Consider the following 22,587-nt stretch of genomic DNA (forward strand, 5'->3'; position numbering starts at 1 on the left):
CGAACGCCTGCATCAAGTGTTTCGAGATCAAGGGTTTCGAGGGTTCTGATCCGGCGTCGACCGCGGTTCTTCGGGGTTGGGAACCTTGGGGTCGATCGTGTCTGCATGATCTCGTTGCTGGTTCAGTTCCTCGCGAGAACTCGTCGCCTCTTTCCGATGTTGCGCTGCATGATGTTGCAGCGCAGACGCTTCCGCCGCTTTGGCGTCGGCCTCTGCCTGCACCATGCGCGCTTTGGCTGCTGTCTCTTCTGCCCGCGCCTCGCGCTCGCCTACTTGCAGCGACTTGTCTGCGACGTCTTCGCGGATCTGTTCTGCCTCGATGTGACGACGCTCGTCGCGCCTGTTTCGCGCCACCCACAGGAGTGCGGCCACGATCGCTATCACCACGACCACGGCAACAATTATCCAGATAATGCTGCTGGTACTCATACTGCGAGAGGTACCCACCTGGGACTTTCTCACACGCAGGCAAAGAAATACGCAAAAATTACAGGTCGGTCGGATGCGTGTTGGCGCCGCACAAAACGACGCACAATTCACCGTCGGACGGCGGCGTCACCGTTCCGTTCAGAACCGGAACCATTGCTGCCGCGGTTCCCAACTCCACCAGGATCCGGAACTCCCGCCACAGGAACGCCCGCGCCTGCCGGATCGAATCATCGTCGACCACAACGCTGTTAACCGAACTCTCATGCAGCGTCTCCCAGGCGATGGCGCCAATCCGTGTGGCCCCCAATGAGTCCCCGGCGATACTGTCCACTTCGATATCGATCGGACGCCCCGCATCGAGCGAGGTGTGCAAGGTGGCAGCCCCGGTCGGCTCGACGGCTACCACTTGATCTTCGGGACGAGCCGCCGCGACGATTCCAGAGACCAACCCGCCGCCGCCGACTGCAACGCAATACGTGATCGGTCCGGATGCGTCGTCCTCGATCTCGAGAGCAATGGTCCCGGCTCCGCTGACGATGTCTGGCAGGTCGTAGGCGTGCAGTTCGAGCGCACCGCTCGAGCGTGCGATGTCCGCCGCAGCGGCAGCGGCGAGTGCATACCGGTCGCCGACCTTGTGAACGGTTGCACCCAGCTCCCCAAGTGCCTTCACCTTTGCTTCGGGCGCTGTCTCCGGCACCACCACTGTGCAGGTGAGTCCTCGGCGCCGCGCGGCCCACGCAGCGCCGATCGCAGCGTTGCCGCCGGACGCGATCACCACGCCTGCGTCAGGCATGGTGCCGTCGGCGACCGCTCGTTCCACTGCATTGAGACTGCCGCGCACCTTGAAGGAGCCGCCGTGTTGGAGGTACTCGAGCTTGAACAGAACCGGCACCTCACCGTGTGGTGTCGGCACCGCAGTTCGAAAGATGGGAGTACGCCGCGCCAGTCCTGCGATACGAGTCCGTGCGGCTTCGACATCCGAGCGCTCGATTGCCAGCGGACCTGCGTTGTTGTCGGCGGTGAGAGTCATGTACCAACCCTACGGTTCGCAACTTCGACCCGAAGCAGTCGGCCCATCGTCATCATGATGTCTGTTTTTCACCAAGGAATGCCCGCATCTGACCGAGACAATGCACCTCGGGGTGAATAAATTTACTACTACAAGCACAACGACGACATCAAGGAAAGGCACACCCCATGTCGAAGATCGCAGTATTCGGTGGAAACGGTTTTGCAGGAAGCGCAATCGCGAAAGAAGCCGCTTCACGCGGCCACGAGGTAACCGTCGTCGCTCGCAGCGCGCAGTCCGGAACCGACACGAATGTCGTGCAGGGTTCTGTTCACGACAACACGATCGTGGAGCAGATCACGGCAGACAACGACGTCGTTGTCGTTGCCATCCCCGCTCGCGAGATCGACGGCAAGCGCCTGCTCGACGCCGTCACTCCCCTCGCAGATGCCGCCGCACGCAACGGTGCTCGCATTGCCGTAGTCGGTGGCGCCGGCAGCCTGTTGGTCTCCGAGGGTGGGCCACGCGTCGTCGACACCCCCGACTTCCCGGACGCATACAAGGGTGAGGCACTCGCTCACGCCGACGTCCTCGATGCGCTCCGCGCGACCGACAGCAATGTCGACTGGTTCTACGTGAGCCCGGCCGCTGCGTTCGGTGCCCATGCCGGCGTCGCCCCGAAGGGATCGTTCCAGTTGGGTGGCGACATTCTCCTGACGGACGCCGAGGGCAACTCCGCCATCGCGGGCGAAGACTACGCACACGCTTTTGTCGACGAGATCGAGACTCCGGCCCACCGTCGCCAGCGTTTCACCGTCGCACACTGAATATGAGCAACCTTCGTAGGCGCGCAGCCTGGATGACTGTTCCCGCTGCCGCCGCACTCCTGCTCACCGCGTGCTCCAACGACGCGGAATCCGCAACGCCCAGCAGTTCTACGACGTCCACGAGCGTTGTTGCCGAACAGGGCGATCAACTCGAATCCAACAAGACCGTCGTCACGGACTTCTACGAACTGGCGTTCAACGGCCGTCAGGTTCAGCAAGCCGCCGACCGGTACCTTGGCGACGTCTACATCCAGCACAACCCCACCGCCGCCGATGGGGCAGCCGGATTTGTCAGCGGCATAGGCGGTTACGTCGAGGCCACACCCGGATTGCATGCCGAGATCACTCGCGTTTTCGCCGAGGGCGATCTGGTTGCCCTCCAGTCCCACACCACGTCTGCACCCGGCGACCGCGGCCAGGCGGTATTCGACATCTTCCGCGTCGACAACGGCAAGATCGTCGAACACTGGGATGCCATTCAAGACGTGCCGGAAACGTCCGCGAATCCGAACACGATGTTCGACGGACCCACCTCGTCGCCGTCCAAGTCGTCAGAAGTCTTGGAGCGCAACACGGCCAACGCGTTGACGTTCCTGCAGCTCGCCTTCAACGAAGGCAAAGCCGCCGAGGCTGCCGACCAGCTGGTCGGTCCGACCTACACGCAGCACAACCCCTCGTTCGCTGACGGCAAGGACGCATTTGTCACCGCACTGGCCGGGATCGAACCCGTTACCGAAGACAAGGCCACCAAGTTTCCACGGACGGTAGCCGAGGGCGACTTCGTCTTTGTTCAGACCTTCGCTTCGTCCGGTGAGGGAACGGCCGGCAGCGGCTCGATGGACATCTTCCGATTCGACGAGAACGGCAAAATCGTCGAGCATTGGGACGCCGTCCAGGACTACCCGTCGACGACTGCAAGCGGCAACACCGTGTGGGACGACGGTCGCTGAGACGGCAACTCCGAACAGTTCAGAGAGGGATGCGGATCAGCCGACGTTGATTCGTTCTGTGTCGCCGTCGTAGTAGTCCAACAATCTCTGATCCATCACCCGGCGCCACAGCGGTGGAATCCACGCGATCACGATCATCACTGCGTAGCCGGCCGGAAGTTGCGGCGCTTCGGCCGCGCTACGCAGACTTTGGTACCGCAGCTTCGGGTTGGCGTGGTGATCGCTGTGCCGCTGCAGTTGGTAGAGAAACAGATTGCTCACGACGTGATCGCTGTTCCAACTGTCAGCGGGGCTGCAGCGAACGTACGAGCCGTCGGCACGCTTGCCACGCAGCAGGCCGTAATGCTCGAGGTAGTTCGCGGCTTCGAGGAAGGTGAATCCGGCAACTGCCTGCAGCAGGAGCCAGGGCGCGACCTCCCAACCGAAGATACCGATCAGCGTCGCGAAGAGGACAACACTCATCGCCCAAGCGTTGAGAATATTGTTCTCGAAGCTCCAGGTTCGTTTGCCTTTCCTCTGGAGTCGAGCGCTCTCGATGCGCCATGCCGAACGCAGCCCGCCGAACACACTTCGTGGCAAGAACCTCCAGAAGCTCTCACCGAACCGTGAGCTGGCCGGGTCCTGCGGAGTAGCTACACGCACATGGTGGCCGAAATTGTGTTCCACGTAGAAGTGCCCGTAGAGAGATTGCGCAAGCGCCACTTTCGCGAGCCACTGTTCGATCTTCTCGCTCTTGTGGCCGAGCTCGTGGGCCGCGTTGATACCGACGCCGGCGACGACGCCCACCGTGAACGACATCGCGATCTTCTCCGCGATTCCCATCGGAGCGTTGATCCAGCACCAGCAGGCGAAGACCAGACCGGCGTATTGCAAGGGGAGGAACGCGTAAGTGCACCAGCGGTAGTAGCGGTCCTTCTGCAGTCGTGGGATCGCATCGTCCGGCGGACTTTCGCCGTCTTCACCGGCCAGCATGTCGATGATCGGGATGACGATGACCAGTAGCCACGCGCCGGTCGCCCAGAACAATCCGAGACGAAGGTTGTCGACGAGAAACCAGGAGATGAACGGGCTGAGTGGAATCAGCAATCCGAGCGGCCACAGGTACCTCTTGCGGTCGCGCCAGCGCGGATTTTCGCCGGACGGCGAGTCGGTGTTCTGGACAGCGTTCGATTCGGTACGCCGTGCGTCGGAAGTCGCTGTCATTCGCCGATCTCGCCTTTCGTCCCCTCGAACGATTCGCCCCACGCACCGTTCACGCTCAGCAAACCAGAACTAATGCCCGGACGGGTATGGTCCCGAAATCCAGAGCGCCCTGCTCGAAAGACGGCACGAGCGCTTGTACTCACCAGAAACTCCCCCGCACATCACTGCTCACCCCGACAGTAGATACGGACAAAATACCCCACGGATCTGCGGGGATGGCGACCACCTCCGCACGTCGCCGAGGATCGATGATCCCTGCCAAGGCAAGGTCGAACCGCGTCGCCCTCGTCGAAGTAACGGTAACCGGCAGTGACAGAAATCATAAGCAGAGGACAGGATTTCCGCTCGTAGTGGCGACCAAAAAGACTGCGCGCCCTCAACTGGTCAGTTGCGGGCACGCAGTGAAAAGGTGAGCAAGCGTCAGAGCGTTGCAAACACCTTCGTTTTCACTTCGTTCAGCCAACCGTTCGCGGTCACGAAGTCTGTGACGCTCGACTGCAATCCGAAGACGTGCCCGGCCTGCGCCGCCGGCAGCCTCGTGAAGAGGTTGTCGTCGAGGACCGCCTGAACCGCCGCACTGGTCGACCCGTCCGCGTTCAGCGGATACAGCGCGACCGTCACGCCGTTCAGGATGTCGGCCAACTGCTCCATCGGATAGGACGCGTATCCGGCATCGGTGTAATTGGTCGGAACACCGGGCCCGTACGCCAATCCGAGTTCGTTGACCACCAAATTGCCGATCGCACCGGTGGGCTGCTGAACCGAGAAAGCGCCGGGCGCGTCTCCGAGTGAAATGTGAATCCACTTGTTGTTCGCGATCACGTCCGCGTACTCGCCACGGACACGTTCGAGATTCTCTTCGTAAGCAGTCCGCGTCGACTCGAGCACGTCGGTCTTGCCAATTGCCTCAGCAAGCTCGGTGGTGATCTTCTTCCAGTCGCCTCGGCTCTCTCCCTTGACGATGACGGTGGGTGCAATGCCGGACAGACGGTCGAACGCCGCTTGGTCCACCTCGTCGGCGTCGCCGACAATGATGTCGGGATCCGCCGCAGCGATCGCTTCGAAGTTCATTTCCCCGAAAGGCCCGATGGTCGGGAGCCCGTCGACGAAGGCCTGCTGCTCCGGCGTGAATTCACTGATCCACTTGCCGTAGTCCTGCACAGCAGCCGGTTTCACTCCGAGGGACATGAGCTGCCAAGGAGTGTCGTACGACGCGGCGACGACGCGCTCAGGTGAAACCGGAACCTCGATGTCCCCGTACGCCGACGCGACGGTCCGGACGTCCGTCTGCTCGGAGTCGGCCGACGACGAGGAACAGCCGGTCACCACCATCGCACCTACGACGGCAACCGCCGCCGCTGCAATGACTCTGGAACCGAAAGAAAATGATCGAATTGCGCGCACGCAGAACTCCTACAGGGTGATTGTTTAGCCAACCCTAAGTTCATTCTGCGGCACGGCACAAGTCCGATCGAGATGCTTTGAGTCGCTGTTCGGACTAGTCCTGTAGCCAATCGGTCATTGGCGCGCGCGGATGATCGATCAGGCTTGCAAACTCCCCCGGTGTCACGCCCATCGTTCGACGAAAAGCCGCACCGAACGCGCTTTCGGAACGAAAACCCGTCTTCCGCGCCACAAACGAGATGCTTCGACCGAGTGCCAGAAGTTGCATCGCGTGATGAGCCCGCAATCGCATACGCCATTCCGAGAAGGTCAATCCGGTCTCGGCCGGAAACCTTCGTGTGAGAGTCCTCGTACTGACCTTCGCGTCGGTGGCCCACTCCTCGACCGATCGGGTGTCGGCCGGGCTGGCGACCAACTGATCTGCGATCTGCCGAAGCCACGGCGTCGTCGGCAGCGGTACATCGAAAATCAGTCGCGGAACGGGTTCGACGAGGTCGATTGCAAACGCCTCGGCTCGTCGACGAGCCGCGTCGGTCAAGTCGTCTCGGGTGAGGTGATCGAGTACTTGTTCGAGCAGCGGAGGGGTGGACAAGGCCACCACACGATCCAACCCGGTCACATCGGATGCCACCAACCACGTGCACGACAATTCTGTGCCGCTACGCGCCGTCACCTCGTGGGGAACATAGGACGGGATCCACAGACTGACCCCGCTCGGCACCGTGTACACAGTCTCCGGAGTACGGACCTCGAGAACACCGTCGATCGCCCACAGCAATTCGTGATCGCTGTGGCGGTGCATCTCCCACGTGTAGTCGGAGTCGACTGACAGCCGATTGGTCGCCAAACGCAAATACCCGTCGGCACTGACGCGCAGCGGTCGCACTACGCGTTGCCACTCGGACAGTTCGTCGAGCGGACTGCTGAGCGGGTAGTCGATCTGCTCGCTCACCGCAGCGTCGACAGTTCGGGATGTCCGAACAGGCCAGGCAACCCACCGGTGTGCAGGAAGACCGTTTTTGATCCCGCCGTGATGGCTTTGTCCTTCACGAGTTGGATCAATCCCGCAAAGGCTCGGCCGGTGTACGTCGGGTCGAGGAAGATGCCCTCAGTACGAGCCAAACATCGGATCGCGCCGGCTGATGCTTCCGTGAGCGTCGAATATCCTTGTCCAACTTGGTTTCGCAGGATCTGAAGATCTGCGGCTCGCGCGGTCGGACCAGGCATCTCGTCCAACAACCCAGCGACAGTCGACACCGGGTCGGCAACAGCCCCGACGTCGACGCCCACAACTCTGTCGACGCCCAGATGCGCGACAAGGCCTGCCATCGTTCCACCCGATCCGAGTGCAACCACGACGCGATCGACGCCGGCGAGTTGCTGTTCGATCTCGCGTGCGCAGTCCACGTATCCCTGCGCAGCCACCGCGCTGGTACCACCGAAGGGAATGACAAAAGGTACACCGCCCGAGTCCGCGACGGCCTGCACCGCGGCGTCGAGCGCGGATGCCGTGTCCCCACCGGCCCAGACGATCTCAGCGCCCGCGAGTGCATCCAGAACGAGATTTCCCTGCGCGGATTCCGGCTCGGCACCACCGAGCACCAGCACACAACGCAATCCCAAACGGGCTGCTGCCGACGCAGTCAAGCGAGCGTGATTGCTTTGCGGTGCACCGGTAGTGATCAGAGTCGTCGCGCCGACGGCCAAAGCCTGAGCGCAGGTGTACTGCAGCTTTCGGATCTTGTTGCCGCCGCCGCCCAGGCCGGTGACGTCGTCACGTTTGATCCACAGATCTTCCGGCCCCAATCCGAGTGCCTGCGCGCAACGCGCCAGAGGTTCGACGGGCGTCGGCCAACTGCCCAAGCTGATCGGCGGAACGGCGGAACTCAACATTTGACGAGTCTAGTTCGACCGTGCACCTACAGGCTGGGCTCGCATACAGTCGGGACATGGGAACTTTCACGACGACCACACGTGATGTACCGCTGACCGTCAGCCGACCGGATTCGCCGAGTGAACCGAGACATGCGGTAGTAGTTCTCCAAGAAGCGTGGGGCGTGAACCAACACATCGAGAGCATCCTCGAACGCCTCGCCGATGCCGGCTACCTTGCCGTCGCCCCGCATCTCTACCACCGCGGCGCACAGACCTCCTTCACCGACTTCCCGTCCGCGAAGGATGCGCTCATGGCACTCGACAGCACAAGCATCGGCCACGACGTACGTGCCGCCGTCGACTACAGCCGATCCGAGGGAGCAGACAAAGTCGGCTCCCTCGGATTCTGCATGGGCGGCACCGCATCCCTGTGGTGTGCCGCCGTACCCCTCGTCGATTCCGCTGTCACGTACTACGGTGGCGGCGTTGCAGAAGCCCGATGGGATGGGATTGCCGCAGGCACCGAACTTGCAGCGCAACTGCAGGTCCCGTGGCTCGGTCACTACGGCGACCTCGATCCGAGTATCCCGCCGGAGAGCGTCGAGCAATTGCGCGCAACCGCGTCCGATCTCGCCCGGGTGTACCGCTATGCCGACGCCGGCCACGCGTTCAACAACGACACTTCGACCAGCCACTACGCCCCGGATTCTGCTGCCCTCGCCTGGACCCGCACTATGGAGTTTTTCGCCGAAACCCTGTGATTGCCAATGTAAGTCAGGGAACCCGCTTGACCACCGTGCCGGTGATCTCGTCCTGAACCTGTTCAGCCGTTACCGCTCGACTCTGCGCCCGACGTGATCGGGTGAAGTAGTAGATGCCGATCACGGCAAGAACAAACGGCACCCCGAACACCAAGGTCATCTTGAAATCCTCGACCCACAATGTCGTGACGAGGATCGCGACCATGAGGACACCACCCAGTATCGTCCCCACCGGGAAGAACGGAATCGTGAACGAGAGGGTTCGTCCTTCGCTCGCCATCCGCTTGCGAAAGAACCAGTGCGTCACGAAGATCAGCAGCCACGTCGCCATCGCCCCGAACATCGACAGCGAGATCATCAAGGTGAATGCCTGCTCGGGAAAGAGCACGTAGACGATGGTTGCGACGGCGATACCCGACGTCGACAGCAGCAAGGCATTGACCGGTGAGCCGTTGGCCCTGACCTTGCCGAGAATGGCCGGCGCGTCACCAGCACGGGAGAGCGAGAACATCATTCGCGAAGACACGTACAGCTGACTGTTCATCGCGGACAGCGCGGCGATGATCACCACGAAGTTCAGCACACTGTCTGCGCCCGGAATCTTCACAACCTGCATCACCGTGACGAAGGGACTTCCGCCGCTCAAGATCTTGTCCATCGGAGCGATTGCCAGAATCAGGGCAAGCGTTGCGATGTAGAAGACGAACAGTCGGACGATCGTCACACGGAACGCCTTCTTCACCGCCACCGCGGGGTTTTCCGCCTCACCGGCTGCAATGGCGATCATCTCGATGCTCAAGTAGCTGAAGATCGATACGATCACGGCAAACCACATGCCGGACAAACCATTCGGGAAGAATCCGCCACCGGCCGTGTAGTTGTGAAATCCGTAGTCCGGGTTCCCGCTACCGAACACTACGTACGCTGCCATCACGATGAACGCCACGATCGCGAAGACCTTGATCGTCGAGAACCAGTACTCCATCGTTCCGAAGGCCTTGACGTTGAACATGTTCACGCCGATCAGCACTCCGGAGAACAACACGATCCACAGCCATGACGGTACGTCGGCGAACCAGAACTGCATATACTCACCGATTGCGGTGACCTCGGTACCGACCGCGAGGACGATGCACGACCAGTAGAGATAGCGAACGAGGAAGCCGATCAACGGTCCGACGTAGAACTCTGCGTACGCACCGAACGAACCTGATGTCGCATGTGCAACAGTCATTTCGGCGAGGGCACCCATCAGCAGGAGGGCGATCAACCCGCCGATCGCGTAACTGATGATGACGCTCGGGCCGGCAAATCCGATGGCGAACTTACTGCCGAGGAAGAGTCCGGTGCCGATTGCACCGCCGAGCGCGATCATGCTCATCTGCTTGGGGCCGAGTTCGCGTTTGAGACCTGATTCTCGCTGCTGAATGTTTTTGAAATCACTCATGAAAGCTCCTTGCGAAAGGCGGTACCTCCCGGTCCGCGGAAACTTGGAAGAATCAGGTGACTGCGTCGCGCTCGCGGAATTCGGGGCGATCCCAGGACTTGTTCTCGAGGATGTCTCGCAACACGTCGACGGCGTTCCACACGTCGGCGTATCCGAGATAGAGCGGAGTGATACCGAACCTCAGCACTCCTGGTTCGCGGTAGTCGCCGATGACGCCCCGCGCGATGAGAGCCTTCATGATGGAATAGCCCTCGGGATGAACAAAACTCACGTGCGATCCACGACTCTCGTGTTCGCGCGGCGTGATCAACTGCAAACCGTAATCAGCGCAACGCTCCTCGACGAGGCTGATGAAGAGATCGGCCAGCGCGAGCGACTTGCTGCGGATGTCGGCCATGTCAGCTTTGAGCATGACGTCGAGACCACACTCGACGAGTGACAACGACGTGATGGGTTGAGTACCACTCAGAAACCGTCGTATTCCTGCGCCGGGTTCGTAGGCCGACTCCATCGCGAACGGTCGCGCGTGCCCCCACCACCCGGACAGCGGCTGGATTCCGGTGTTCTGATGGCGACGGTTGACCCAGATGAATGCAGGTGAACCCGGACCACCATTGAGGTACTTGTACGTACACCCCACCGCGAAGTCGGCGTCGGCACCGCTCAGATCGACAGTGACGGCGCCGGCCGAGTGTGCGAGATCCCAGATCATGAGGGCGCCACGTTCCTGCACTGCTGCAGTGACTTCCGTCATCGCATACAGGTTTCCGGTGCGGTAGTTGACGTGCGACAACATCACTACGGCGGTGTCCGGTCCTACTGCTTCGGTGAGGTCGCCCGGTTGGTCGATCAGGCGTAGTTCGTATCCCTGATCGAGCAGCGAGATGATGCCCTCCGCAATGTAGAGGTCAGTGGGGAAATTGTCGCGCTCGGAGACGATCACCTTCCGGCTGGGATCCTGAGCAGCCGCGATGGACAGCGCGGAGGCCAATGCCTTGAACAGGTTGATCGACGTCGAATCCGTTACTACCACTTCGCCTTCACCTGCTCCCAGCAACGGGGCAAGTTTGTCACCGAGGCGGACCGGGAGGTCGAACCATCCAGCCTCGTTCCAACTGCGAACCAAGCCGTTGCCCCACTCGTCGCCGATCACTCTCGCGGCGCATTCCTGCGCGGCAATGGGACGCGCGCCGAGCGAGTTTCCGTCGAAGTAGAGAACGCCCTCCGGAATCGCGAACTCGCGGCGGAACTCCCTCAGGGGATCCACTGCGTCGGCCTTGACGCAGTCTTCCAACGAAAGTGTGGTTGTCGATGTCATGACGATTCTTCTCCTGCATGTGTCGGCGTTGAGGGTGATGAAGGCAGAGTCCGGAGCACGGCCCGTACCGGGCTGGCATCGAGGTCGAGGAACTTCAGCGGCAGTGCGATCAACTCGTAGTAGCCTTCGTCGACGTCGTCGAGGCAAAGTCCTTCGAGGATCGCGACGCTACGATCGCTTGCCGCGTGGTGCCCGTCCATGGTCTTGCTGTCCATCGGATCGAACGAGGCGCCGTCGATTCCGATCAGAACTCCACCGCGGTCGGCGAACCAGTGGGTCAGCTCCGGAGAAACGCCGGCGAAGTCGTTGTCCCACTCGCGCGGGTACTTCGGGTAAGTCCTCAGAATCAACCGCTGCGGCAGATGGCCGCCGAGTCGCTCCACCGTCTCTTCGACGGGCCTGATGCATGCGGCACCGTCGACGCCCGTCATGTCGACCACCAGTGCTTCGCCGAGATAGGGCTCGAGGGGAACAGAACCGATGGGCGCACCGTCGATGCGGGTGTGCGCCGGAGCATCGGCGTGAGCACCGATATGCGGAGTGGTGGTGATTCGGTTGATCGTGACGGCGTCACTGCCGCCGAGGTCTGACGTGACAGCTCGGGTGAAAGCGGTATCACCTGGCCACACGGGCGTCGATTCGGAGATCGGCGGGCTGATGTCGATCAACCGCGCCCCCGAATCGCCCGTGTGTCGGCCGATCCTCGGAACCATCCGGACCCCTTCGTCGCAACAGTCGACTGTGTCGATCTCGACCGTTTGATAATTCGATGTGTTTGGCAAAAGCTAGAATCATCGACGGGCGCGGTCAATAGATGCTGAATATTTTCGCGACGGCAGGGAGAAATCGGATGATAAATGCGATCGAACGGGCCGCTGCCGAAGCTCGGCCGAATCATGTTCGGCTCGACGACGTCGATACGGCGATTCTCCGCGAACTCGTCCGGGATGCACGCATCCCCAACAATGCACTCGCCGAGAAGGTCGGGATAGCGCCGTCGACCGCTCTGGCGCGGATGCGCGCTCTACGCGAATCGGGCGTCATCAAGGGGTTTCATGCAGACATAGACCTCGAGCTACTCGGCCTCGAGATCTCGGCGATGGTGTCGATTCTGATTCACTCCCACGCCAGGAGCCGGATGACGGAAATTGCCGAGCACCTGAGCGGACTGGATTCCGTTCAGCGAGTGTTCCTGATGAGTGGGGACCGTGATCTCCTGGTGCACGTGTCGTGTGAATCCCCCACTCGGCTTCGCGATTTCGTCAGCGCACACCTCAACGATCCGGCTATCGCCAATACACAGACCAACCTGATCTTCAGCGAACTGAGTCAAGGCGGCTGAACTGCAGCTGTCGCCAAGGCCGATTCGGTGTACTCTCGTAACCTTCGTCTCCGGACGGAGTACGCGGAGCGCTGATCAATGTCGGAACACAAGCAAATGCAACCCCCGGATTACCACCGATGCCTCGAAACGGTGTTCTCCTCACCCGCCGCATGCCGCGAGATACTGGAAAGACTGTCCAAGATGACGGAGGCAGAAGTCCAATCGCGATGGTCACCGTGGGTTGACCAGGAACCCCCACCCTTCGGTTCGCATGTCAAGGATCAAGTACCCGCAGAGGTGCAGTTGGCGGCGCTACAAGTCACATACGATTCCCATCGAAAGTCGACTATGGCGCTGTGGCGCCAGTTGTCGGACATCATGGGCATCCCCGTCATGCAGGAAAGCCTCGTCGAACTCATCTGGAGTGTGCGTATGACGATCGAGCGGCTCAACAACCGAATCGAGATGCTCGAAAACGCAGCTACACAATCGGGCAAACCTGCTCCTGACGCATGAGATGACTGTGTTCATCCCACTAAAGTCGGACAGCATGTTGCCACTCGGGTTGTCCATGCTCTGGGAGTCGGTGGAGCCGGAAGCCGCTCTGGAGGAGCGATTCGGATTCAACAGCTTTGGCGCAGCCACCCATTGGGTCTCGGCGGTACTCGAGCAGACTTGGGGATTGACGGCCCTCGAGTGCTCGCGAATGGCGATCAGTGACCAGAACGCGATTGTGTGGGTTGCGAGCGACCGAGGTGGGCTGGTGGTGAAGTGGTCGCGCGCCACAGAGCGCTTCGAGAACCTGGAGGCGTCGACGCGCCTGCTGAGCGCACTCGCCGCGCAGGGCGTGCCCGTTCCGTCGCCGATCACGTCCCTGAACGGATTGGACCGGGAAACACTGCTGGTCCGGGAAACACTGCTGGCCTGGGAAACACTGGAAGGTCCTTCGTGCGCAGTGTCGTTCACCGTACTGCCGGAGTTGGCGGGAGATTGGTTGGACGTGCAGGACCACGCGGCGGTCCGTTCGGCAGGAGCATGTCTGGCAGAAATACACCGAACGCTCGGCGCCACCCATGTCGACGGATCGGTTTTCTCGTCGCGCAGCACCGGGTTGAAGGAGCGCATCGGTGGTTGGCTCGAGAATTTCGACCGCGGGTTCGCGCCTGAGGCAACGCGTAGGCTCGGGGGCCTCCTGGCGCGTGCGTCCGAGCTCGATGACCAAATTCAACTGGTACACAACGACTTCCGTGCAGCCAACATCTTGACTCGAAACTCTCGGACCACCGGAGTACTCGACTTCGACGACGTGGTGATCGACCACCGGGTGAGCGACCTGGCCAAGGCAAGCGTCTATCTGGGCACCCTGTTCACCGATTGGCGACCGACCCCGATCGCGGTACGGCAGAGCCTGCGCGCCGGCTACGAATCTGTACGTCCCCTCAGCCGATCCGAGACAGAATGGTTCGAGATCCTCGAACTGTGGCACGGCCTGATGGCAATCCCGGGTGAGAACGACACCGCCGGTTGGGCATCAGCGTTGTGACAAAAAGTGGGGACGCCGGTACCGGCGTCCCCACTTCACTTCTGATCACATCAGGATCCGGCGCGGATCCATTCTTCGAGATGCGGCGCCTCGGTGCCGATCGTCGTGCCGTCACCGTGACCGGTGTGAACCTTGGTCTCGGCGGGGAGCGCGAACAGCTTGTCGCGAATGGACCCGATGATGGTCGGGAAGTCTGAGTACGACCGCCCCGTTGCGCCGGGTCCACCGGAGAACAAGGTGTCGCCGCTGAACAGTTCGCCGGCCTCCGGCAGGTAGAGGCACGTCGACCCCGGGGAATGGCCGGGTGTGTGGATGGCCAGAATATCCGTGCCCGCCACAGCAATACGCTGATCATCTTCCAAGCTCAGATGCTTCACCCCGGGGTGAGTCATCTCCCAGAGCACATCGTCGGCCGGGTTCAGGTAGATCGGAGCGTCGAGCTTCTCGGCCAGCTCCGGCGCAACCGTGACGTGATCGTTGTGACCGTGGGTGCAGACGATTCCGATCACCTTGCGTCCGCCGACAGCGTCGATGATCGGCTGCGCGGTGTGAGCTGCGTCGACGATTACCACTTCGTTGTCGTCACCGATCAGCCAGATGTTGTTGTCGACGTCCCATGTTCCGCCGTCGAGGCTGAACGTGCCCGAGGTGACGACGCGATCGACACGCAATGTCACAGGACCACCACCGAACGGAGGACCTCGCCGCGGTGCATCGTCTCGAAGGCCTTCTCCACCTCGTCGAGCTTGATGCGCTCACTGACGAACTTCTCGAGCGGCAGACGCCCCTGCTGGTACAGGTCGACCAGAACGGGGAAGTCACGCTCGGGCAGGCAATCGCCGTACCACGACGACTTGAGGGCTCCGCCGCGCGAGAAGAAGTCCACCAGCGGCATTTCCAGCTTCATGTCCGGCGTCGGAACACCCACCAGCACTACAGTTCCCGCGAGGTCGCGGGCGTAGAACGCCTGCTTCCAGGTCTCCGGGCGACCGACTGCGTCGACAACCACGTCGGCACCGAAACCTCCGGTCAGCTCCTGGACTGCCTCGACGACGTCGTCGACCTCGGTGGCATTGATCGTGTGCGTGGCACCAAGTTCCGTGGCCCACTCCAGCTTTCGCGGATCCCGGTCGATGGCGATGATGGTATTGGCACCGGCCAGGCGTGAACCCATGATCGCTGCGTCGCCGACGCCGCCACACCCGATCACGGCCACTGAATCACCGCGTCCGACGTTGCCGGTGTTCATCGCGGCACCCATGCCGGCCATGACACCGCAACCGAGCAGTCCGACCACGGCCGGATCGGCCGAGGCGTCGACCTTGGTGCACTGGCCTTCGTGAACCAGCGTCTTGTCTGCGAATGCGCCGATGCCGAGTGCCGGCGTCAGTTCGGTGCCGTCTTCGAGCGTCATCTTCTGCTCGGCGTTGAACGTGTCGAAGCAGTACTGCGGGCGGCCACGCTTACACGCACGACACTGCCCGCACACGGCACGCCAGTTGAGGACGACGAAGTCGCCCACCTCGACGTGAGTGACACCGGGGCCGACGCTCTCGACGATGCCCGACGCCTCGTGCCCGAGCAGGAACGGGTACTCGTCGTTGATTCCGCCGTCGCGGTAGGTCAGGTCGGTGTGGCACACACCGCACGCTGCAATGGCGACCACTACCTCGTTGGCACCGGGATCGGGAATCGTGATGGGGACGATTTCGACGGGGGCACCCTTGGATCGGGCGATGACGCCGCGTACCTGCTGTGGCATGGCTTGCTCCTGGCTTCGTGCGATTGAGGACGTGTCGTCACATGGCGCCGTGTTTTCACATTGCGATATGTGCACTCGTTGAAAGGTTAGCCCGAAGCAGGTGCCCGCAACCCTGGTCGAACTGACTGACCGACCTGGCCGAAAGGACTAGGGTGCAGGCTTCACGCCGGCCTCCGCGCCCGCGGCGGCCGCCGCACCCCGACTCTCGACGCCCAATTTCCGCAGGACCCCGGCAACATGAAACTTGACTGTGCTCTCGCTGACGCCGAGGCGCTCCGAGATCGCCTTGTTGCGCCGTCCGGCCACCAGATGCTCGAGTACCTCGAACTCCCGCGGAGCCAGTTCGGTGAGGACGTCGCGGTTCGGTAGGGCGACGGGGGCGTCGAGCGGGATGGTTGCGCTGATCCGGTTCCCCCACCCGGGCGTCGACTCGGATTCGACGGTTCCACCCAAAGTCTCTACCCTCGAACGCAATTGGCGTTCAACGTCAACCACGTCGGCTTCGCCGCCGCCGTCGTCGCGAATGTCGATCGAGAGTGAAGCCGCGTCGAGCGTCCAGGCCACCCGGATACGCGAGAGCATCTGCTGATCCGACAAGGCCAAGACCGCGCCGCGGACGACCGCGCGGGCGCCGTGCGCCACTTCACCTGGTAACCCACGCCCGTCGACGGGTGGCTCCACCAACTCCAACGCGATTTCCCGATGCTTGAGCAGCGAACGCAATTCCCCACGCATCCGCGCAAAAGCCGTGGTGGTCGACTCCTCGGCCAACTCGCGGTGCACGTCGACGGCTGAACGCAGGCCGATCAGGGCCGAAGCCGCAGTCTCCCTGGCCGAGGTTCGCGCACGTGTGTCGTCGAGATCCGCCGAGCGCAGCGTCGCCAGCATCGTCTCGAGGGTGGCCGCATGCACCTCCGTCATCTCCGCCACGGTGCGTGCACGCTCCGACGACGCTGCCCGTGACTCGGCGAGATATGCCGGGCTCGCGTTCCGGACCTGGAGCTGAATTCCGGTTGCAGTCACTGCGAACAGTGCCTGGATCAATTCGAGGGATGCTGTCTTCACCGGCACGGGGTGCGGTGTCAAAACGAGAAGCGTATCGGTTCGATCAAGCATCGCAAGCACTTCACGGTCCCGGCCGGCGACAGCGCATTTTCCCCGAAAGATCTGTCCGACAGTGAGATCCGTACGGATACGGTCGAGTTCGGCGATGGTCACACGATCGACGACGGCTGGATCCCCGGCGACCTTGCGCGGCCTACCGGTGCATTCACGGGTGAAGATCACCAGGGAAGTGTGCGGCGCCATGTCCGCGATCAACGTCGAAAATCGTCGGCCGATTTCGGGTAGTGGCCCTACCAATACATCGCGAAGGGCGGTGATCAGTAGCGCGTTGTCGGTGGTGCTCACCGTTCAACGATAACCATCCGGTTCACTGGTTCAGCGTGGTCTTCATGAGCATCACGTTGTAGTCGGACCAGGTGGTGGCGAGAAAGTATAGGTCCTGCCCCTGTGACCAGGGGTGCATGTACGCGCCGTAGAGTCCCGGAACCTCGTCGGTGCCGATCACTACGTCGGGCGCACTCCACGGGCCGGTCAGGTCCGACGCCGTCCGCAGCACCAGCGCTCCCCACTCGTTGGAGTACATCGCGACGAACTTGCCGAGATAGTCGTTGTACTGCACCGACAGTTCGCTGACATCCCCGTCGAGAACTACTGCAGCGGCAGCGGGATTGTTGGGGACCCATGCTTTTCCGTCCCAGTATTCGTACGCCGCGACGTCCGCGATGGAGGCTTCCTTGACCCGCGAGAGGCGCCCCTCGCCGAAACGTCCCGCGGGGGTACCGAAGTTGTAGACGTAACCACCGTCTTTGACGAAGGAACCCATCTGGAAGTTGTCGTTACCCGTCAACGGCAGATTGGGCCGGGACGAGGCCGGTTCGACCTGCCAGGTCTCACCGTTGTCGTGCGAGGACGCGATCTGCGAGAAGTTGGTGACCCACTCGCCCGACCCTCCCCACGAACGAATCGACATGTAGTTGACGTACTGAACGCCGCCAACCGAGATACCCGTCGTCGGAATGCTGCTGGTTTCGACGCCGGTGACTTTCAGACTTCCGATGATCTCGCGTGAGTGATTCGGCCGGTCGGTCGGTGAGGAGTCGATGTTCATGCCGTCGGACAGATTTCCGTCCGAACTACGGAACAGGACGTTGCTGCGCCAGTCACCGACCACCCCGGAACACAGGGGGTCAGATCCGATGCCGACGGTGTCGCCGAAGGCTGTCAGGACCTGACCTGCGCCGTTGTCCCACATGATGCCGAGATCCGTGCCGAGAACGTTGAAACGCTCGACGGTTTGGTTGGGGCTGAGCGCGCCGGTGATGTACTCGACCGCCGAGGTGCGGCCCTGCAATTCCGGAAGTTTCCCGTCCGTTCCGTTGAGCCAGGGAATCGGATTGGTCGGCCCACCTGATTGATCCAAGCTGCCGGTGACGTTGCAATCCCACGGGGATGCATGAGCCTGGGTCGCCCCCAAGACCGCGGTCGACGCGAGTACACACGTCACTGCAGCTGTCGATATCTTCCGTATCCGGCGCATCGCTCCCCTTTCGCGGGGGAGATCCGGACTCTACGAGGTGTCTTGCTCGACCGGATCGGTTCATCCACCCACGACAACACAAGGTAACAGGTAAATCAGTCAATCAGGACAAAACGGCCTTATTCAACAGAGATCGATTTCAACCACTTCTCCATCACCGCTGCGGCAATCTCGAGCCCCTGAGACTCGGCAGCACTCAACTGATGCATGAAGATGCGCGGACCGTCCGCTCCCAGTGAAGCATGCAGCGAGTCGCGGTACTCGGCCAGTTCCATCCATTCGCGCGCCACCTCGGAGGACGCTTCGAGGTGAAACTGAACGGCGTAACTCTGCTTGTATCGGAAGAGTTGATTCGGATACTTGGCAGAACCAGCGAGCCGCACCGCGCCGTTCGGAATGTCGAAGGTATCCGAATGCCATTGCATTGCAGGAAATGTGGAGGGCAGATCTCCCCACACGGGATCTTGCCGGCCCTCGACAGTCAAGGTGATCTCCTCAACTCCGACTTCGGGCACAGCGCCCGTGTAGACGCGAGCACCCAGCGCCGCGGCGAGCAACTGCGAACCCAGACACACTCCCCACACCGGGACATCGTTCTCGACCAGATCGCGAATGTATTCGATCTCGGATGCCAACCACTCGACCTCGCCCTGATCGCCGACGCCCATCGGCCCGCCCATCACGATCACGGCGTCGAACCGTCGATGGGCGGGAAGCGGGTCGGTTCCCAGAAGAACGGTCTGCACATCTCCGTAGCTCTCCAGGACAGGCGAATACGCCGCTGGGGGTTCACACTGCGCGTGTCGTAGTTCCAGAAAATGCATTAGGCAATTCCTCTCGAATCCGGTGCCGAAAGCCTATGGTTCTATTCGACATAAGGCACATCGACGGCGTCGGATGTGCTCTGACTCGAATCTCCCCTTTTCATCGCCCCTTTACCGACAAGGAACGTCTGTGCGCGCACCACAACTCTTTTCGACATCGATTCGCCCGTCCTCAACTGCCGTTCGCATCGCACTCAGCGCATTCGCCTTGGCGTCTCTTGCCGCATGCTCAGGGACAAGCACCGACAGCGAGGCCGAATCAACATCCACCGCGACCACCACTGCAACCTCGACAACTCAACCCACGACGACTCAGGCTCCATTGACCACCTCGGTGGCCGGTCCGACGAATACTCCACTGGCCACCACCCCAGTCACCGCAGAAGTGACGCCCCCTGCAACTCCTGCGATCATGCCCAACGTCGTGTGCATGAATCTTCAAGACGCGCAGGACACCATTCAGTCGGCCGGAGTCTTCTTCTCCAGAAGTGCTGACGCAACTGGCGCGGGTCGACGCCAACTGGTCGATTCCAACTGGATTGTTGTCGATCAGACACCTTCTGCCGGAAGCCCTTTCGGTGAAATTGAAGCCGTGCTCTCAGCCGTCAAGATCGGCGAACCCAACCCCTGCTGATCGAGCGAGATCTCGAACTTCGCAATTCCGGGAACGCCGCGCCCTACTTGACAACTACCTTCAACCTCCTTCACTGTAGTCAACATTACGAGTATCCAATATATTGGATGCGAAAGGTTGGATTGCAACATGAAGGTGCAACGAATACGGCAGAGCGCCAACTCTCCGGCGGGCATGAGCGAACCCGTCATCGGAATACTCGGAGGCATGGGGCCGGCCGCTACTGCGGACTTCTACTCCAAACTCGTTGCCCTGACGCCAGGTTCGACGGATCAGGAGCACCCCAAAGTTGTCATCTGGGCCGATCCCACGGTTCCCGACCGGACATTGGCACTCACCGAGGACGGCCCGGACCCCACCCCCTGGCTGCTCCGAGGTGCGCGCGTCCTCCGAGAGTCGGGCGCAACGACGCTCGCCATCCCATGCAATACCGCCCACGCCTTCCTGCCCGCCATCTCATCCCAACTGGGACTTCCCGTCGTCCACATGATCGACGAAGTTGCTCGGCACATCCGGACGCTCTCACCCGCCGTCACATCCGTCGGACTGTTGGCCACCACGGGGACGGTCCGCACCGGGTTGTATCAACAATGGCTGTCGGAATACTCGATTGACGTCCTGGTGCCAGGACCTGCGATCCAGGACGAACTGGTGATGCCGGCGATCCGAGCAATCAAGAGTGGCAACGTCGGAGACGAGACCACCGACAAACTCGTCAGGGCCGCCGATCTTCTCGTCGAATCGGGCGCGCAGGTCGTCGTGGCCGGATGCACCGAGATTCCGCTCGGACTGCCCGCCGACGCCACAACCTGTCAGATCATCGATCCGGCAACAATTCTCGCCCGCGCGCTGCTCCTACGCGTTGCGGATGCCCGGAAACACGCGTCGTTGGCCGACCTGGGCTGACCTGCGACAAGCAACGTGCAGAGTACGATATCCAGTATGTTGCGTGGCGGTAAACCGGTTGAGCGAGCACGAATGAGCGACATCGCTCTCGAACGCATTCGCGAAGCGATCGTCACCGGTGAACTGGCGCCGGGCTCGAAGATCAAGGACAGCGAACTCGCCGAGTATCTGGGATTGAGCAGAACTCCGGTCCGCGAAGCGCTCGCAAGGCTGGTCGACACCGGACTCGTGGAAGCGAAGCCCGGTGCGTACACGCGCATCACCACCCTCGACCGCGGCGACGTCGAGGCAACACTCGCAGTCATCGAAGCTCTCGACCAACTGGCCGTCGTCACCGCTGTACCGAACCTCACCGACGAGATGATCGGGGCGATGCGCTCCGCCAACAAAGACTTCGCCGCTGCCGTCAAGCGAAACGACATAGGCCGAGCGCTGACCGCGGACGATCGCCTACACAGCGTCATCATCGACGCTGCGGCAAATCCGCTGTTGAAGAAGCTGATTCACCAGGTTCACCCACAAATTCACCGCATCTACTACCGCAAGTTCTCGAGCCTTCTCGGCAGCCAGGACTCCGTCGACCATCACAACAAGCTGATCGAGCTGTGCGCAGACCACGATGCCGAGGCGGCAGCGACACTGTCGGCCGAACATCGACGCCATCTCGGCGGGCTGATCGGTGAACTCTTCGACGCCGACGAGTTCGCGCTCTCGGACTGACCGACGCCCGAATCAAGTTTCGGCGCTTGCCTATATTGGCCATTGCCGATATAAATGACTGGTGCATGCGTTCGACGTTCTCGGAGACCCAGTTCGGCGAAGAATCATGGAGATCCTGTCCAGCGGCGAGCGCTCGGCGGGTCAGATCGCCGAAGTCGTGGCAGCGGAGTTCGGAATCTCGCAACCGACCGCGTCCGGGCACCTGCGAGTGCTCCGAGAAAACGGATTCGCCACAGTCCGCAGCGAAGGCACCAGGCGTCTCTATGCCGTCGAGCCCGCGCCATTGCAAGAAGTGGACCATTGGCTCGACGGATTCCGGCAGTTCTGGAGCGGTCCTCTCGACGCATTGGCCACAGAACTCGCACGAGGGAAACGACGCGGCTCCGAGCGGAGCAGATCTTCACAATCGAATTCTTCCGACGAAGGAGACTCACAATGACCGAGATCGCGAACCAGGACACCAGCCTCACCGCGGTGGAGCGGAGCATGGGCAACCGCGACATCGCAGAAGGTGCGGCTCGAACTGCCGTACTCAAGCGCCGCTACAACGCGTCGGTCGACGACGTCTGGGACGCCATCACGACCCCTGACCGCATCAACCGTTTCTTCCTTCCGGTGAGCGGAGACTTCCAGGTGGGCGGCTCGTACGCCTTCGCAGGCCAGGCAAGTGGCGAGATCCTGGCCTGCGACGCCCCACGCCTGCTGCGACTGCAGTGGACACCGCCCGGCGATCGCGGATACAGCGATCAGGTCGAGATCAGGCTGACTGCAGACGGCCCCGACGCCACCTGGCTCGAGTTGGAGCACGCCTCCGTCGCCGATGTCTTCCGCAACGACCCTGACACCGGCTGCTACGGCGTCGGAACCGGCTGGGAAGGCCCACTTCACTACCTGGGCGAATACTTGCGCGGCACTCTCCCTGATGCGCCGAGCACCGAGTGGTACACCTTCGACGAAGCAGAGGAGCTTCGTCTGGCCAACTTCCGAGGGTGGGAGTGGGCAAAGATCGAGGCAGAGCACGGCGGCCGATAACGCCCAATTCTTCGAAA

The 22,587-nt window shown here is 61.6% G+C and carries 25 protein-coding genes; 11 read left to right on the top strand and 14 right to left on the bottom strand.

Features of this window, described 5'->3' with window-relative positions:
• Positions 1–27: 27 nt before the first annotated feature.
• Positions 28–429 (bottom strand): hypothetical protein, encoded by a 402-nt coding sequence (locus tag FEZ59_RS12170; RefSeq protein ID WP_020971062.1) that lies wholly within the window; start codon positions 427–429, stop codon positions 28–30.
• A gap of 58 nt (positions 430–487) precedes the next feature.
• Complete coding sequence (locus tag FEZ59_RS12175) at positions 488–1,459, bottom strand: serine/threonine dehydratase (protein WP_172932678.1); 972 nt, start codon at positions 1,457–1,459, stop codon at positions 488–490.
• A 167-nt stretch (positions 1,460–1,626) separates the two neighbouring features.
• Between FEZ59_RS12175 and FEZ59_RS12180 the strand changes: the two genes are divergently transcribed.
• Positions 1,627–2,265, top strand: coding sequence for an NAD(P)H-binding protein (locus tag FEZ59_RS12180; protein ID WP_030536013.1), 639 nt, complete (start codon positions 1,627–1,629; stop codon positions 2,263–2,265).
• A 32-nt stretch (positions 2,266–2,297) separates the two neighbouring features.
• The gene (locus FEZ59_RS12185; protein ID WP_225320166.1) at positions 2,298–3,215 is read left to right on the top strand and encodes a nuclear transport factor 2 family protein; all 918 of its coding nucleotides are present in this window, start codon (positions 2,298–2,300) and stop codon (positions 3,213–3,215) included.
• Between the two features lie 36 nt (positions 3,216–3,251).
• Here the strand turns inward: FEZ59_RS12185 and FEZ59_RS12190 are convergent, their stop codons facing one another.
• From FEZ59_RS12190 to FEZ59_RS12205, 4 genes are all read right to left on the bottom strand, one after another.
• Positions 3,252–4,418, bottom strand: a complete 1,167-nt coding sequence (locus tag FEZ59_RS12190; protein ID WP_030536015.1) for an alkane 1-monooxygenase — start codon at positions 4,416–4,418, stop codon at positions 3,252–3,254.
• A gap of 420 nt (positions 4,419–4,838) precedes the next feature.
• A complete protein-coding gene (locus FEZ59_RS12195; RefSeq protein ID WP_172932679.1) occupies positions 4,839–5,822 on the bottom strand; it encodes an ABC transporter substrate-binding protein in 984 nt (327 codons plus the stop codon).
• A 94-nt stretch (positions 5,823–5,916) separates the two neighbouring features.
• On the bottom strand, positions 5,917–6,774 hold the full coding sequence (locus tag FEZ59_RS12200) for an AraC family transcriptional regulator (RefSeq protein ID WP_064443631.1): 858 nt from the start codon (positions 6,772–6,774) through the stop codon (positions 5,917–5,919).
• Complete coding sequence (locus FEZ59_RS12205) at positions 6,771–7,715, bottom strand: D-cysteine desulfhydrase family protein (protein ID WP_172932680.1); 945 nt, start codon at positions 7,713–7,715, stop codon at positions 6,771–6,773. The genes FEZ59_RS12200 and FEZ59_RS12205 overlap by 4 nt, the downstream gene beginning before the upstream one ends.
• A gap of 56 nt (positions 7,716–7,771) precedes the next feature.
• On the opposite strand from FEZ59_RS12205, the gene FEZ59_RS12210 reads away from it, so the two are divergent.
• The gene (locus tag FEZ59_RS12210) at positions 7,772–8,458 is read left to right on the top strand and encodes a dienelactone hydrolase family protein (protein ID WP_019745675.1); all 687 of its coding nucleotides are present in this window, start codon (positions 7,772–7,774) and stop codon (positions 8,456–8,458) included.
• A gap of 13 nt (positions 8,459–8,471) precedes the next feature.
• On the opposite strand, the gene FEZ59_RS12215 is transcribed toward FEZ59_RS12210, so the two are convergent.
• Genes FEZ59_RS12215 through kynB form a run of 3 tightly spaced genes read right to left on the bottom strand, consistent with a single transcriptional unit; the run spans position 8,472 to position 11,936 of the window.
• Positions 8,472–9,905 (bottom strand): amino acid permease, encoded by a 1,434-nt coding sequence (locus FEZ59_RS12215; protein WP_003943087.1) that lies wholly within the window; start codon positions 9,903–9,905, stop codon positions 8,472–8,474.
• 52 nt (positions 9,906–9,957) lie between these two features.
• A complete protein-coding gene (gene kynU, locus FEZ59_RS12220) occupies positions 9,958–11,223 on the bottom strand; it encodes a kynureninase (RefSeq protein WP_030536021.1) in 1,266 nt (421 codons plus the stop codon).
• Complete coding sequence (gene kynB / locus FEZ59_RS12225; protein ID WP_172932681.1) at positions 11,220–11,936, bottom strand: arylformamidase; 717 nt, start codon at positions 11,934–11,936, stop codon at positions 11,220–11,222. Before kynB ends, kynU begins: the two co-directional genes overlap by 4 nt.
• Before the next feature lie 137 nt (positions 11,937–12,073).
• Between kynB and FEZ59_RS12230 the strand changes: the two genes are divergently transcribed.
• From FEZ59_RS12230 to FEZ59_RS12240, 3 genes are all read left to right on the top strand, one after another.
• On the top strand, positions 12,074–12,565 hold the full coding sequence (locus FEZ59_RS12230) for an Lrp/AsnC family transcriptional regulator (RefSeq protein ID WP_172932682.1): 492 nt from the start codon (positions 12,074–12,076) through the stop codon (positions 12,563–12,565).
• 183 nt (positions 12,566–12,748) lie between these two features.
• Positions 12,749–13,063 carry a hypothetical protein gene (locus tag FEZ59_RS12235; RefSeq protein WP_139120551.1) on the top strand — a complete coding sequence of 105 codons (315 nt, stop codon included), beginning with the start codon at positions 12,749–12,751 and terminating at the stop codon, positions 13,061–13,063.
• A 34-nt stretch (positions 13,064–13,097) separates the two neighbouring features.
• Positions 13,098–14,090, top strand: coding sequence for a phosphotransferase (locus FEZ59_RS12240; protein ID WP_019745684.1), 993 nt, complete (start codon positions 13,098–13,100; stop codon positions 14,088–14,090).
• Positions 14,091–14,140: 50 nt separating this feature from the next.
• Here the strand turns inward: FEZ59_RS12240 and FEZ59_RS12245 are convergent, their stop codons facing one another.
• From FEZ59_RS12245 to FEZ59_RS12265, 5 genes are all read right to left on the bottom strand, one after another.
• Positions 14,141–14,767 (bottom strand): MBL fold metallo-hydrolase, encoded by a 627-nt coding sequence (locus FEZ59_RS12245; protein WP_007730862.1) that lies wholly within the window; start codon positions 14,765–14,767, stop codon positions 14,141–14,143.
• On the bottom strand, positions 14,764–15,852 hold the full coding sequence (locus FEZ59_RS12250; RefSeq protein ID WP_007730860.1) for an S-(hydroxymethyl)mycothiol dehydrogenase: 1,089 nt from the start codon (positions 15,850–15,852) through the stop codon (positions 14,764–14,766). The genes FEZ59_RS12245 and FEZ59_RS12250 overlap by 4 nt, the downstream gene beginning before the upstream one ends.
• A 147-nt stretch (positions 15,853–15,999) precedes the next feature.
• Positions 16,000–17,262 carry a LuxR C-terminal-related transcriptional regulator gene (locus FEZ59_RS12255; RefSeq protein WP_019745685.1) on the bottom strand — a complete coding sequence of 421 codons (1,263 nt, stop codon included), beginning with the start codon at positions 17,260–17,262 and terminating at the stop codon, positions 16,000–16,002.
• Between the two features lie 22 nt (positions 17,263–17,284).
• Positions 17,285–18,454, bottom strand: a complete 1,170-nt coding sequence (locus FEZ59_RS12260; RefSeq protein ID WP_172932683.1) for a DUF4185 domain-containing protein — start codon at positions 18,452–18,454, stop codon at positions 17,285–17,287.
• Positions 18,455–18,573: 119 nt separating this feature from the next.
• Positions 18,574–19,278, bottom strand: a complete 705-nt coding sequence (locus FEZ59_RS12265) for a type 1 glutamine amidotransferase (RefSeq protein ID WP_029537140.1) — start codon at positions 19,276–19,278, stop codon at positions 18,574–18,576.
• A gap of 130 nt (positions 19,279–19,408) precedes the next feature.
• Here FEZ59_RS12265 and FEZ59_RS12270 point away from each other — a divergent pair, with 130 nt between their 5' ends.
• The 5 genes from FEZ59_RS12270 to FEZ59_RS12290 all read left to right on the top strand — a co-directional run bounded on the left by FEZ59_RS12270 (position 19,409) and on the right by FEZ59_RS12290 (position 22,570).
• Entirely contained in the window at positions 19,409–19,912 is a 504-nt protein-coding gene (locus FEZ59_RS12270; protein WP_172932684.1) for a hypothetical protein, read from the top strand.
• 129 nt (positions 19,913–20,041) lie between these two features.
• Positions 20,042–20,818, top strand: a complete 777-nt coding sequence (locus FEZ59_RS12275) for an amino acid racemase (protein ID WP_020971074.1) — start codon at positions 20,042–20,044, stop codon at positions 20,816–20,818.
• Positions 20,819–20,854: 36 nt separating this feature from the next.
• Positions 20,855–21,538, top strand: coding sequence for a GntR family transcriptional regulator (locus tag FEZ59_RS12280; RefSeq protein WP_019745689.1), 684 nt, complete (start codon positions 20,855–20,857; stop codon positions 21,536–21,538).
• Between the two features lie 61 nt (positions 21,539–21,599).
• Complete coding sequence (locus FEZ59_RS12285; RefSeq protein ID WP_021345802.1) at positions 21,600–21,977, top strand: metalloregulator ArsR/SmtB family transcription factor; 378 nt, start codon at positions 21,600–21,602, stop codon at positions 21,975–21,977.
• The gene (locus FEZ59_RS12290) at positions 21,974–22,570 is read left to right on the top strand and encodes an SRPBCC domain-containing protein (protein WP_172932685.1); all 597 of its coding nucleotides are present in this window, start codon (positions 21,974–21,976) and stop codon (positions 22,568–22,570) included. Before FEZ59_RS12285 ends, FEZ59_RS12290 begins: the two co-directional genes overlap by 4 nt.
• Positions 22,571–22,587 lie beyond the last annotated feature (17 nt).

The sequence above is a fragment of the Rhodococcus sp. MS13 genome (genome assembly GCF_013277835.1).
GTDB lineage: Bacteria > Actinomycetota > Actinomycetes > Mycobacteriales > Mycobacteriaceae > Rhodococcus_F > Rhodococcus_F erythropolis.